General features: G+C 57.0%; 9 protein-coding genes. 3 read left to right on the forward strand and 6 right to left on the reverse strand.

The features are described from left to right. Nucleotides 1-7 precede the first annotated feature (7 nt). From ACIX8_RS17625 to ACIX8_RS17635, 3 genes are all read right to left on the reverse strand, one after another. On the reverse strand, nt 8-1267 hold the full coding sequence (locus tag ACIX8_RS17625) for an efflux RND transporter periplasmic adaptor subunit (protein WP_223295370.1): 1260 nt from the start codon (nt 1265-1267) through the stop codon (nt 8-10). Nucleotides 1268-2113: 846 nt separating this feature from the next. Then, a complete protein-coding gene (locus ACIX8_RS17630; RefSeq protein ID WP_014266734.1) occupies nt 2114-3310 on the reverse strand; it encodes a TIGR03118 family protein in 1197 nt (398 codons plus the stop codon). 377 nt (nt 3311-3687) lie between these two features. After that, nucleotides 3688-5418, reverse strand: a complete 1731-nt coding sequence (locus tag ACIX8_RS17635) for a peptide-N4-asparagine amidase (protein WP_014266735.1) — start codon at nt 5416-5418, stop codon at nt 3688-3690. A 239-nt stretch (nt 5419-5657) separates the two neighbouring features. Here ACIX8_RS17635 and ACIX8_RS17640 point away from each other — a divergent pair, with 239 nt between their 5' ends. Together ACIX8_RS17640 and ACIX8_RS17645 are read left to right on the forward strand one after the other, a co-directional pair. Further along, complete coding sequence (locus ACIX8_RS17640; protein ID WP_014266736.1) at nt 5658-6629, forward strand: polysaccharide deacetylase family protein; 972 nt, start codon at nt 5658-5660, stop codon at nt 6627-6629. Further along, the gene (locus ACIX8_RS17645) at nt 6620-7597 is read left to right on the forward strand and encodes a GNAT family N-acetyltransferase (RefSeq protein WP_014266737.1); all 978 of its coding nucleotides are present in this window, start codon (nt 6620-6622) and stop codon (nt 7595-7597) included. Before ACIX8_RS17640 ends, ACIX8_RS17645 begins: the two co-directional genes overlap by 10 nt. Before the next feature lie 44 nt (nt 7598-7641). Here ACIX8_RS17645 and ACIX8_RS17650 read toward each other — a convergent pair whose 3' ends face one another. The 3 genes from ACIX8_RS17650 to ACIX8_RS17660 are packed head-to-tail and all read right to left on the reverse strand — an operon-like array spanning nt 7642 to nt 11559. Then, complete coding sequence (locus ACIX8_RS17650) at nt 7642-9888, reverse strand: xanthine dehydrogenase family protein molybdopterin-binding subunit (protein ID WP_014266738.1); 2247 nt, start codon at nt 9886-9888, stop codon at nt 7642-7644. An 11-nt stretch (nt 9889-9899) separates the two neighbouring features. Further along, the gene (locus ACIX8_RS17655) at nt 9900-10904 is read right to left on the reverse strand and encodes an FAD binding domain-containing protein (RefSeq protein ID WP_014266739.1); all 1005 of its coding nucleotides are present in this window, start codon (nt 10902-10904) and stop codon (nt 9900-9902) included. A 16-nt stretch (nt 10905-10920) separates the two neighbouring features. Continuing rightward, nucleotides 10921-11559 (reverse strand): (2Fe-2S)-binding protein, encoded by a 639-nt coding sequence (locus ACIX8_RS17660; RefSeq protein WP_014266740.1) that lies wholly within the window; start codon nt 11557-11559, stop codon nt 10921-10923. A gap of 172 nt (nt 11560-11731) precedes the next feature. Here ACIX8_RS17660 and ACIX8_RS17665 point away from each other — a divergent pair, with 172 nt between their 5' ends. Continuing rightward, nucleotides 11732-13954, forward strand: coding sequence for a penicillin acylase family protein (locus ACIX8_RS17665; protein ID WP_014266741.1), 2223 nt, complete (start codon nt 11732-11734; stop codon nt 13952-13954).

Below are 13954 nucleotides of genomic sequence, written 5' to 3' on the forward strand. Positions count from 1 at the left end.
CTCTTTCTTACTTGCGGGCTTCCTGAGCAGGAGTGGAGGTGCTGCTGGCAGTCACAGCTCCCATTGCGACTTCCTGGGGAGCGATAGGAGCACCGGGGAAATAGATCTGTTGCAATCCGCCGACGATCACTTTGTCTCCTGGAGCAAGACCGGATTGAATCAGACGCAGGCCATCTGCCATGCTTCCCGTCACAACATTTTTGCGCTGCGCCACATTGCCGGAACCCACGACATACACATACTTCTGGTCCTGATCGGTAAGAATCGCTTTGTCATCAACCAGAAGCGCCTGCACGGTGCCGGTGCTCTCAAGCTGAACGCGTGCATAGAGGCCTGGAGTGAGAAGACGGTCAGGATTGGGCAATATGACGCGGGCCCGAATTGTTCCGGTCGATGGATTGACTTCATTGTCAAGAAAATCGATCCTGCCGGCATGAGGAAAGCCGGTTTCATTCGCCAACGCGACATGCACTGGGTTCGCCGAACTCACTCCGCTTCCGCGATGCACTCTCTCCTGAAAACGTAAATAACTCTGCTCATCGCAATCGAAGTAAACGTATAAAGGATCTTGAGAGACGACGGTGGTAAGCACTGTTTGATCGGCTTGCACAAGATTCCCGCGCGTGAGCTGAGCTCGGCTAGTTCGTCCATCGACAGGCGACCGTACTTCCGTGAAGGACAAATTGAGCTCTGCTGTTGCAACTGCGGCTTCCGCCTCATGGACCCGAGCGGTGCTCTGAGAGAGATCGGAATCGCGGTTCTGATATTCCTCCAGCGAAATCGCCTTAGAAGCGTTCAGCGCTTGTGCTCTTTTCGACTGAATACCTGCAAATGCCGCCGCTGCCCGCTCGCGCTCCAGACTCGCTTTTGCACTGTCGAGAGCATCGCGATACGGCCGCGGATCAATGACGAACAGTAGGTCACCGCGCTTTACGTTGTCTCCCTCTCGATAGGCAACCTTATCCACGTAGCCTGTCACCCTGGCCCGCACATCCACGGAATTGATGGATGCGACACGGCCGTTGAAGTCGTCAGACAGACGAATCGGCTTGGGCACGACCGCAGCGACTTCCACAACGACCGGTGAAGGCTGCTTCTTATCGGGCGCCGACTTACATCCCGCAAGAGGGATTACCAAAGCCCCAGCACAGGTGCAGGCAAGCAGAAGATGCCTAAACGAAATCCGATGTGCAAAGAAAGCAAGGCCCGCCCAATACCGATCGCGGATGTCCGCCGGGCGCTTCCCGCTCATATTCTGATTAGCCACACATATCCTGCTCCAGGAAACGCTGTATGTTTGTGCTTTCCGAGCAAAACACTCGTGAGCAAGATCATCGGTAAAATCTTCCTTCTCAATGTCTACGACTCCGAGGGCGATTCTTAGGTTCATCATGTCTTTCCTCTTTGATCGCGTAGTGAATTCATCAGTGCTAATAGACTTTTTCGAGCCTTCTTGATTTCTTTAACAGCCTCGTCCGCCTTGGCGAGTTACCCGAGTAGTCCGCACTACTGAAAAGCCATCTGCGACGAGCCGCCTTGGAATCGCTCCTCCGATACCACCGGAAGCGCCGGTTACTATCGCAGTCTTTGCCATTTCTTCCCCTAAGTTTTCAGATTACCCCTATTAAATGACGTGACGCTGCCTGGACAGCATGCATAGTTGGCATACTGAACATGCGTCTGGCGCAGCTTCAAAAAGCCGATCTTAACCTGCGCGTCTACCTCGTCGTTTTGAAAGTTCCCATAAGGGTCTGCGCCCCGGAAAAATCCATCGTGCCTTGCGCATGGCGACACCTGAGAGCACACTCTTCACACACGCGATGCGATACGAATGGGCGATCGAAACCGATCAAGCTCGTTCGGCAAAGCACGAAGCGGGAGCGCATTCCTGACTTCGCATTAGCGAACTTCTGGCGTCGCGCTGGCGGGATCAGATGATCGCGACCAGAGCCTGGACCTGGCTTACAAAAGCACGAACAACCTCCACCCAGATTCCTATAGAGCCTGTGGTCGTTGCTTTTTTTGCTCCTGTAGCCGGAGTTTTTCGCGAACGAAGCCCGGATCTCGAACCTGAGATCCGGGCTTCGCAAGTCGATGACGAATGAAGCGTCGATTACTGGTCGTTGCCTACTGTCAGTTCAGTGGCAACGGGTTTGAGGTAGCCGAAGAGCCCACCAGTGCCCTTGTCTGGTCCAGCGCTGAAATAGAGTTCTGCCGCGGGTGTGGCAGCGGGATCATAGCTGCCTGGTGCGGCACTATTGCCGGGGCTGAGGGCCCAGAGGCCATTAATGGAAAGCGGTTTTCCGCTTGCGTCCTGTACCAAACCGATGAACTTACCGGTGGCGAGATCGTAAGCGGCTATGGTTCCGCTCCCCTCGGACGAGCCTGCGCCAGCAAACTGCCCGACGAGCAGATCGTGACTAAAGATGCCGAAGTCGAGCGGCGCAAGGGCTACGCCCCAGGGAGCATTGAGCCAGTCACCGTGCTCGAGGCGTTGAAGGAGTTGACCATCAGAGGAGAAGATATCGACGTAGCCAAGACCGGGACCGTCAGTCTCTAATGGCTTGCCTTCCTGGTGGAGAACGAAAGTGACGACGATGTCGTTGCCGATGGCCTGTACGTTGAAGGGCACGAAGTTTCGGGGCAGACGATCGTCAGTAAACGCCCTGTTATTTTCGTCATCTCGATCACCGTCCCGGTTCGGCCGCAAAGTGACTCTTTGAAAGGCACTGTTGTAAACATCCACAGTACCTTTGTTGAAGTTGGCGGCGTAGAGATAACGATTGCCGTTAATGAGAGCACTGGTAAGCCCGGTGTAACTGGAACCATCGGTAGTCTTGACTACGATGACGGCGTTCGTGGAAGATCCCGGGGCCCCGCCTGCTGCTACGCCAACGTTCGGGTTCCAGCCGGAGATAGTGCCGTCAAGGGTGGAAAAGAGAAAGGCAGCAGCCGCGCCCGGGGCCAGAACAAAGTCGGTCGGACTGGAGTTAGCAATCGTTCCGGTGGGAGTGCCCGTGGGGAAGGTCTTGCTGTTGGGATTGGCCTTCGGGATAGTAACGACGAGTGGAGTGATTGCTCCGGCGCCGTTGTAAAGAGTGCTAAGGCCAGTCCCGTTATCGGAGATCCACCAAGGGCTACCAGAAGTTCGAGAGAGTCCCCACGGATTGACGAGATGGGGATCGGTAACAGGGGCTACGCCAGATACGTTGGCGACCAGATTGACTTGAGTGTAATGCTGAGCATTGGCAAATGGTCCAACAAACGAGGCCGACAATACGATTGAGGCCAGGGACAGGAACGTCTTCATCACGGATCTCCTGAAGCTGTGTAAGGCCCCGCCATTGGGGTGCCGCCTCATCGCCGACAGCGTCGGAGCATTGGCTGGATTTTCAGGCATGCGGGGAGTGACAGAAAAATCCACCCCGAGCTTATTCCCGCCGATCGACTCTTGTTGTCAGCGTAATGTCATCACTTTGTCTTCCAATGCTCGATCGGAGGCATAAGGATTTGTGAAGCGAAGAAGAAGCTATCACATGCCGGGATGCAGGCATAAACTCCGAGTTCTCATTCAGCAATGCATCGCTGAATGAGAACTCGGAGAATAAATCCCGCGGACTGTTTTCGATTGCCGCATGGCGAAGCAGGACATATCAGTTAAAGATTCTGTCCTGCCGAATGTACGTACTAGAAGCGTCGTTCGTGACAGCCCTTACCGTCGGTGACAGACGTCAGCACCTGGTTCTCGGCTGTAAGCGAACGGCTGAAGCAGTTACCCAGCGAGTCGTTGCTTTGATAGGACGCGTTCGATTTGCCTGCCGCAGACGTAAGGTTCTCGCTGGCGTTTAGCTGCAACGTGTCGTTGGAGTTGACCTGCTCCTGCGTATTGCTCTCGAAGAGCGGAAATCCGTTGAGGGTCTTCGACTCAGTCATCAGGTTCTGCTGGTTCGCCGTCGTTGCCTGCGTGAAGGTCCCGTTGGCGTTGGCGATGAACGAGAAGTTCACCGTCAACGGATACGACACATGCCTGGACTCCGTCTCCACCAGAATGCCGCTCCGCGTGGTGGTCTTTGAATCGACGGTACTGGTCTGAACGGCGTTCTGCACATCACCGCCTGTATTCGGGTTGACGTTGAAGGTCTGCGTGCTGAGGAAGTTGACCTGCTGCTCAACCGTGGTTTCCACACGTCCGTGCGAGGTGTTGACGAAGCCACTGATGGTGAAGGACCGGTTGGAGCCAATCGCGACTGTGCCCGTGACTACACCGCTGGTGCTGGTCGTGAGGTTTTCGTTGACCTGTGGGGTTGGAGCAGCGCTGAGAGTGTTGCTGATCAGGCCGCCGCTGACCTCTTTGCTGCCATGGTCGGTGAAGACGAGCATGTTCGCGGTGGCGAGGAAGAGGGTGTTGGCGTTGAAGACGCTGATGCCGACGATGTGCTGGCTGCCATCGCCGAGCACGCCGGCATAGGGTGTGAGGTCGACGCGGTAGGGCTTGAAGTTAAGCGTCTGCACGCCGGTGATGGGCTCCCATAGGAAGGGATCGATGCCGCCGGTGAAGATGAAGGGAAAGACGGGCGCGACGCCGGCGGGTTTGCCGTCGATGGTGATCTCGGTCTCGCGGAACGCGGTATTGCCGCAGCTCTCCAGCGTGCCGGTCTGGTCGTTGGGCACGCACAAGTAGTAGAACTCATCGTTGGACTGGTTCTGCGCGAAGACGTCGAGGTAGACCTTCTCTACGTTTCGCGGCAGGTTGAGGGTCTGTGTGACCTGATCGGTAGTGGTGTTGAGCGTGGCGGGGCCGTTGCCAACGCTTACCGGCACGATGATGTCCGGCACAACAGGAGCCGGGGTAAAGCGGGCGACAGGGTAAAACTCGAGCGCCGCGCTCGCGAAGATGGTACTGGTGTCAACGGAGTTGACGATGTTGCCGATACTGGCGAGGCCGGTCTGCGGCGTCTTGAAAAAGGACGTAAGGTCGGTAAGGTCACGCTCGACGTGCCAGGAGGGGCTCAGGTTGCTGCGGGGCTCGGCGGTAGTGCCGTAGAAGATGTTGACGTCGCCAAGATAGAACCAGGCGCTGCGATCGAACTGGTTCCCGGACGATACCGTGAAATCTGCCGTGAGAACGACCTTGGCCCATGGACCGGGGCAATCCGCGGGAGGGGTGTAGGTGAGCGGCGCGCCGTTGAAGCTGGCAAACGGTGCATTGGAGAGCAGCGAAACAATGCAGGGTTTGGTGTCTGGCCGCGTGACCAGTGGCTCCGCGCTGACGGGATTGGAAGAGCCGATCTGCGGGTTTGACGGAGCGAGGACGACCTGCGCGGAGGCAGCGCCACAAAATACAGAGACGAGTAAAAGGAGCTTGGAGACGGTGGGGAGGGGGTTGAGGACACGCAAGCCAACTGCTGTTTTATTCATGGGGAGATCATCCTTGGACTGCCGCAGAACAATACCACAACGATCTAAACAATGACTACCGCATTGCCAAAATTTCACAATAGTGAATAAATGTGGAGGTTTCAGGCGATTTCAGAAAACGTTGCATCGTTTTTGCTTCGCATCCAGAAGGTGCCTGGCCACGCACAGCAATCCCTTTTGGTATGGTGAATGTGTCTAGGCACGTCGAAACGGTAAGACGAAGAATCCGGGAGGCGTGAGTGGAGATACCGCAGTGGCTGCCCGCAGAGAAACAGGCGGCTATCTGTTTCACTATCGACGACATCCACCCGGGCAAAAGCAGCGATGCTTACGAAGCAGGCGGCGACCTGGAGAAAGGTGCTCTAGGCCACATCCAATGGCTTCTGGAGCGCCACCCTCAGCTCCGCGCCACATTCTTCGTTACTGCCGACTGGCGGGAGCTTGCTCCGCATGTCACACGCCCTCTGCTGGCCCAAATTCCTATTCTGCGAGACTCCGTCTACCTCACGAAGGTTCGTCCCCTGGGCGAGATGCGTCTCAGTCGCCATCCCGAATTCGTTGCCTATCTCAAAAGCCTTCCACGTACGGATGTTTCCCTGCACGGTCTCCACCACATCCGTAAGGGCAAACAGATTCCCATGGAATTCCTCGGCAAAGACCGCGCCGAATGCGATGTGATGCTCTCCGAAATGATCTCCATTTTCCGCGAAGCGGGTCTTCCCTTCTCTCCCGGAATGTGCCCACCCGCCTGGGCCTACAACGACGACCTCGGCTCTGCCATGCTGGCCCAGGGCCTGCAATTTGTCGCACCTACCCGTGATATCCGTACGCCCATCGCATCCGGCGCGGTTACGGCCATGAGTGGCGTGCAAGGCGTCTCGCTGATCCATCCGGAATGGCTCTACCCTGAATCGCTCCAGGGCGGCCAGCTTTTACACTTCAGCAGTAATTTTCAGGCCACCTCACCCATCGAACGAGCCTTCGAGATCATCGAAAACAACGGCCTTGTGGCCATCAAGGCTCACATCATCAAGAACACCTACGGCCACATCATGCTTGACGGCATGGACGATCTCTATCGCAACTATCTCGACCTCGTGTTTACAGAACTGGACCGTCGATACGGCAACCGCCTCTGGTGGACATCGATGGCGGAAATTACGGCCTGCGTCAACGAACGAAGAACTAGCGAGCTACCGGTATGCGTGTAGAAATCAATCCTCCTGACCTCGACTCCGAATATCTCCGCTGTCTGAACGCCTGTTTCCCCGGCTGGGGCGATAGGCAGATGGCTCAGTGGGCCTTTCGACGTGAACTGGCTCCTGATCCCATGCCGGATCTGATGGTGCTCCGCGAAGAGAACGAACTACTGGCGGGTTCGGCCGTTAGCTACCGTAGCATCGTGTTGCCTAACGGCAGCAGGGTCCGGGCAGGCATCATGACGGGATCGTGGACGCTGCCCGCTGCCCGTGGCCGTGGATGCTTCGCACGCATCATCGAGCGGTCGGTGGCGATTACGCGGGAGCGCGGAGGAGCTTTGCTGTTGGCTTTCGTGACAGAGGACAATCCGAGCTGCAGGCAACTCCTGAAGGCGGGAGCGACGCCCGTTCCGACTTCCTATTTATTTACCGATCTCGATGATTCCCGGCCTGAAGATCAAGCTGCTCCGGGGCTTGTAATCCTAAAGGATGCGGAGCTTTCCGAGGCCGTCGCGCTGTGGGCGAAAGGTCACGAGGGAAAATGCCGCTTCGCCTACTCCAGCCTTGAAGACTGGAAAGGACAGTTCATCGATCGTCCCGGAAGCGTAGAAACCGTTCGCAACGCATCAGGAGCCTTCGCCGTTATCGATAGGAATCCAACGACCGATAGAATCCTGGCCTGGTGGGCACCCTCACAAACATCCGCGTTGCAGCTCTTGAACGAGCTTCGCGCCGCTGCCCTGTCAAAGGGACGCAAACTCTTCACCTTTTCGACCGATGCAGCCATCGCAGCGCAATGCGAGGCAATGGGTTTCAAAAGAAAACCTGGCTATCTCACGGTAATGGTCACCGATTGGGAGCGACTTGGACGAGCATTGGAGACGACAGCTTTGCGGGAGCCTGACCACCATGCGCTCCTCAACCCTGCTAGCCCCTGGTTTGCCGGAGAATGGGACATCCAATCCGGTGACCGCATGTAATCGACCTCTGACTACGTATCAGACTGCCGGGGATACCGTCCCGATCAGGCGATGCTGGTCTTTGGCATCGAAAGCAGATCTTCGATTCGTACCGGCAGATTGCGAACACGAACTCCAGTCGCATGATAGACCGCACTGGGAATCGCCGCTGCAATACCGGCCAGTCCAATCTCACCCACTCCGCGGACACCAAGAGCATTCAGGTTGTAGTCCGGATAGTCCAGGAAAGTAACATCGATCTGCGGTGTATCTGCATTGACCGCCATCACATAATCGGCAAGATTGTTGTTGATGGGAGCACCGGAACGACTGTCGTACATCGTCTCTTCGAACAGAGCCATACCGATACCCATCACCACTGCGCCTTCAATCTGGTTCCGCGCCGGCCGAGGATTCATGATGCGTCCAGCATCAATGACAGTGACGACCCGGTTGATACGAAGACGTGCGATCTCTGGTTGCCAACCAATCTCTACAAACTGTGCTCCGTAGGAATGAAAGGAGTACTTGGGCTTCGAGTCTTCGAGGGTCCCCTCCGATTTACCCTGGCCAGAAACGGAGTTGATCTTGGCTATTTGCAGGACCTCTGCCATCGGAACCGCGCCCTGCGCCTGTCCTTTCAGGCGCACCATGCCGTCAGCAAGCTCTAGATCTTCGGGCTTCTTCCCTTTGAAGGGAGATCCGTCCGACTTAGCGGCCACGAGCAATAAAGACTGACTTGCCTTCTGTGCAGCTTCGAGCACTGCGGGTGTCACGGAAGCTGTCACCCAGGAGCCTCCGGAGATCGGGCCGGAAGGAAGCGCTGAATCTCCAAGTACGACGTTAATCTTGCTGACGGGGATGCCGGTCTCGTGACTCACAATCTGAGCCAGAACCGTATAAGTGCCGCCTCCAATATCCTGCGTGCCACACGCGACACGTGCAGAGCCATCCTGTCGCAGCTCTACGCTCGCCTGGGTCTCCGAACGCGCTGCAAGCCAGGAACAAGCAGCAACTCCCCATCCGAGAGTAACCCCGTCCTTTTTCATAGAGCCGATCTGCGGTGTGCGGTTGGCCCAGCCAAACTTTTCAGCACCGACCGTCAGACACTCCTTCATATGCCGCGAGGAAAATGGAATATTCAGACTCTCATCCATCTCCGGTTCGTTTTTAAGCCTGAACTGGACAGGATCCATCTTCAGGCTGACGGCTAACTCGTCCATCGCGGACTCCAATGCAAACAGTCCAGGGACTGCGCCAGGTCCGCGCATCGCCGTCGGATTGCCAACGTTTCGGCGCGCCAATCCGCCCGTTACGAGCAAATTTTGAGTGCTGTAGATGAACGGCGTAATCTCGCCGCAACCTTCATCGTAGTCATCCAGCATCGAGGTATGGTTGACGTAATCCTGTTGCACCGCCGTCAGCCTTCCATCGGGTTCTGCCGCTAACTGAATGTGCTGCTCGATAGCGGGCCGATGGCCGACGCTCTGAAACATCATCTGCCTGCTCACAACGAGCTTGACGGGACGGTTCAAGTTGCGTGCACACGCGGCGGCCAAAGCGCTCTGAGGCCAGGGCCAGAGTTTGCCTCCGAACCCGGAACCAAGAAACCGCGTGATGACCTGTACTTGCTCCGGAGGAACACCCAGCATCTGCGCAAGCACATCACGATGGTTAACGACAGCCTGCGAGGTCTCATAAAGAGTGAACTTCTGGCCGTCGTAGACAGCAACAGACGCATGGAGCTCGATTGGATTGTGTGTCTCGACGGGGGTCGTATAGACCTCGTCTACTTTGACCTTCGCACTCTTCAACGCCGTAGCGGTGTCCCCGCGTTTGCTCTTCTCCTCTGGCTTGTCAGTTGTGAGCGGTGAACCTAATAGCTTGCTGTTTGCATCGGGTTTATCCCGGTTGTAGGTGACCTTTACGCTCTCGGCGGCAGCTCGCGCCTGCTCGACGGTGTTTGCCACCACGACCGCTACATATTGGCCGTAGTAACGAATCTCGTCATCTTCGAACGGAGGACGTTTTTCGTCGAGGATCAAAGACATGCCTGCCGCCGGGGGCACGCGATAGAGCTTGCCTATGTTGGCACGATGGTAGACGGCGACGACTCCCGTCATCTTCTCCGCCTGGGCGCTATCAAGGTTTGCAATAGAACCCTTTGCAATGGTGGCACAGACCGGCCAGGCATAAAGAAGGCCCGGAAAGTGGTGGTCGGAGGCATACATCGCCGCGCCGCTCACCTTCAACGGACCGTCTACGCGGCGAGTTGCAACCCCGATAATCTTCGACTCGGTGATTTGATCCATCGTTCCGCCTCCTATGCGATCTGGCTAACCTGCCCCATGGTGTGCACCAGGCAGCGCTTGGCAAGCTCCACTTTGAATCCGTTCTGACTCTGCGGCCTGGCACCATGCAGCGCCGCTTCGGCTGCCGCGCGGAAATTCGCCTCGGTTGCAGCTTTGCCCATAAGCACCTTTTCCGCTTCCAGGGCACGCCAGGGTCTGGTGCCTACGCCACCCATTGCCACGCGAACATAGCTAATGCGATCTCCATCCTTTTTCATCACGATCGCTGCTGAAGCAAGCGCGAACTCATAGGACGCACGGTCACGCAACTTCAGATAACCGCTCTTTGCGCCAACGACTGGTTTGGACAATGTGATGTGGGTGACCAGATCCCCCGGCTGCAAAACCGTCTCACGCTCTGGTGTCGATCCGGGAAGAAGATAGAACTCCGAGATAGGCACAGCGCGTCGCCCGTTTTTGCCTTCGATGTGCACGACCGCTTCGAGGGCCATCAGAGCAATATTCTGGTCGGAAGGATTTGTAGCAATGCAGTGCTCACTGGTGCCAAGGATTGCCAACATGCGGTTGTAGCCACCGATCGCAGAACAACCCGAACCAGGCTGACGTTTGTTGCAGGCCGATGCAGTGTCCCGGTAATACACACAACGCGTCTTTTGCAGGAGATTGCCAGCAGTCGTCGCCATGTTTCGCAACTGTGGCGATGCGCCTGCGAGAAGAGCCTGGGACAGGACGGCGTACTGTTCCTTCACAGTCGCGTCCTGCGCCACATCGGCATTCCGCGCAAGAGCGCCAATCTTCAGGCCGCCCTCCGAAGTTCGTTCTATCTTGTCGAGCGGAAGACCATTGATGTCTACAAGCTGACGTGGGCGCTCTACATTCAACTTCATGTAGTCCACGAGATTTGTTCCACCCGCAATAAAGCGGACATCTGCTCCGTTCTGGGCGGTCGCCGACTGGGCCTGTGCCTTGACGGCGTCGGGAATCGTCTTGGCGGTGACAAGCTGAAAGAGTTCCATAGCCGATAACCCTCCTCTAGGACATGCGCCGAACTGCCTGCACGGCAGCAACGATGTTGGGGTAAGCGCCACAACGGCATATGTTGCCGCTCATCGCCTCTCGCACGTCTGCGTCTGTCTTCCCCCAGGGCTCTTTAACCATGGCGACAGCAGACATGATCTGTCCCGAGGTGCAGTAACCGCATTGAAAACCGTCGTGCTCCACAAAAGCGTCCTGCATCGGGTGCAGAGTTTCCAGTCCGCCGATACCTTCAATCGTTATGATCTCGGCGTTCTGCTGCATCACGGCGAGCGCCAGGCAGCTATTGATTCTGCGCTCGTTCAGATGGACGGTACATGCACCGCACTGGCCATGGTCGCAGCCTTTCTTGGTTCCAGTCAGATGTAGGGTCTCGCGCAGCGTGTCCAGCAGCGTCGCTCGCGGATCGATCTGCACAGCATGAGACTGTCCATTCACCCGAAGCGTAATGGGGACTGTGCCGGGAATCTTTGTCGATGCGGCTTCAGTTGGAGCACCTTCCGCTGACGCGGAAGAGGACGCAAGAGGCGCTATTGCGGTAGCTGCCGTTGCCGCTCCAACATGAGACAGAAATGACCGGCGTGTCAGTCGGCCCAAAGACGTTTTCGGCTCGTTCTCCTGCTCATCGATTGCCATGGTTCGCCCTCCGAAAGCATCCGGATCGATGCAAAACAGTATTTCACAATGGCTCAAGAGGTGAAACAGACCCTGCCTCCTCTGCCACGCATCATGACGTCGCACCCGACCCCTGCGGCTGCTAGTTTAGTGATGGATACTGTCGAGTCACGAGACTTATTGGAGGGGAAGATTGCGGAGAGGACTGTTACTCGCGGGTGTATTGATGTGGGGTGGTGGACTGCTTGCGGCGCAGGAACAGACGGCCGCGGATCAAGCCCGATGGAAGGCCGAGGCGGCACGGGTAACGATTGTGCGCGACGACTGGGGTATCGCGCATGTGCATGGAAAAACCGATGCAGATGCGGTCTTCGGGATGATCTATGCGCAATGCGAGGACGACTTTAACCGTGTCGAGACGAATTACCTCACTTCGCTTGGGCGCACGGCCGAGGCACAGGGCGAAGACGCAATCTGGCAGGACCTGCGGCAGCGACTGTTTTTGGATCCTGAAGAGCTGAGACACGACTATGCCACGAGCCCGGAGTGGCTTAAACAGCTGATGGATGCATGGGCAGATGGAATCAACTTCTATCTTTCGCAACATCCGGACAAGAAGCCGAAGGTGTTGACACGGCTTGAGCCTTGGATGGCGCTGTCGTTTACGGAAGGCAGCATCGGTGGAAATATCGAACAAGTCGATTTGAAGGCGCTGAAGGCGTTCTACGCACCGCCCAGCATACATACCACGGATGTTGGCGCGGTCCAGATAAAGCCGCTTGCGGCTGAACCGGACTGGTTCATGCCGGAGCCGAGCGGGTCGAATGGGTTCGCCATTGCTCCCGGTAATACGGTAGATCACCATGCGCTCTTGCTGATCAATCCCCATACTTCCTTCTTTTTTCGCAGCGAGCTGCAGATGGCGAGCGATGAGGGACTGGATGCGTATGGGGCGGTGACGTGGGGCCAGTTCTTCGTCTACCAGGGATTCAACGACCGCGCGGGATGGATGCATACCTCCAGCAATGTGGACGCAGTGGATGAGTATCTGGAGAAGGTGGTCAGGAATGGCGATACGCTGAGCTATCTGTATGACGGCACCCTCCGGCCGTTCACCAAGAAGCAGATCACGCTCCAGTACAAGACACCTCACGGCCTTGCCTCGCGGACATTTACGGCGCTGTACACCCTGCATGGACCAGTGATCCGGAAGGACGCCGATAAGTTCGTAACGATCCAGCTCATGAATATTCCTGTGGCCGCGCTGGAGCAGAGTTATCTGCGCACGAAGGCGCGAAACTATGCCGAATATAAAAAGACAATAGAACTCCAGGCGAACGCCTCGAACAACACAGTCTTTGCTGACGCCGATGGCGATATCGCATACTGGCACGGCAACTTCATCCCCCTGCGCGACACGCGGTTCGATTACACCAGGCCGGTGGACGGGAGCGATCCAGCGACGAACTGGAAGGGGCTGATGACGGTGGACCAGGCACCGCATCTGCTGAATCCGAAGAGCGGGTATCTTTTCAACGTGAACGATTCGCCCTGGAACGGCGCGGGCGCGAGTTCGCTGCGCAAGGCGGATTATCCAGCGTACGTAGAGCAAGGAATCGAGTCGGCACGCGGCCTGCATGCGACACGGGTGCTGGCTCCGGACGGTACTCCGCGGCGGGATCTCTCAATGGATGGGTTGATGCGTGCGGCGTACGACCCGTATCTGCCGTGGTTTGCCCGGACAGTACCCGCGCTGGTCGCGGCGTACGACGCGCTACCGGCTGATGCTTCGCTGAAGACGCGTCTGGCTGGGCAGATCGCACTCTTGCGTGGATGGGACGATCGCTGGAGCGCGGATTCAATGGCGACCTCGATCGCTGTGTATTGGGGTACAGAGATGATGAAGACCGTGGGCCGCCCGGCGCACGAGGCGCTAGTCCCCAGCGAGGATTGGGTGGCGACAAGAGTCCCGGCGGAAGCTCTGCTTACCGCTTTGGCGCAAGCTTCGGACAATCTGGCGGCGGACTTTGGAACGTGGCGTACACCCTGGGGGCAGATCAACCGCTTTCAGCGTCTTACTGGAGACATCGTGCAACCCTTCAGCGATGCCGGGTCGAGCATCCCGGTGCCGTTTGCATCATCGCTCTGGGGATCGCTGGCGTCGTTTGGCGCGCGGCAGTATCCGGGAACGAAGCGGTGGTATGGCACGAGCGGTAATAGCTTTGTCGCAGTTGTAGAGTTCGGAGACAAGGTGCGGGCAAAGGCCGTAACGGCCGGCGGCGAGAGCGGCGATCCGAAGTCGAGCCATTTTGATGACGAGGCTGAACGATATGCCGCAGGCAATCTGCGCGAAATTTACTTCTACCCGGAGCAATTAAAAGGACACACGGAGCGGACCTATCATCCGAATGAGTAA

The organism is Granulicella mallensis MP5ACTX8 (genome assembly GCF_000178955.2).
Lineage (GTDB): Bacteria > Acidobacteriota > Terriglobia > Terriglobales > Acidobacteriaceae > Granulicella > Granulicella mallensis.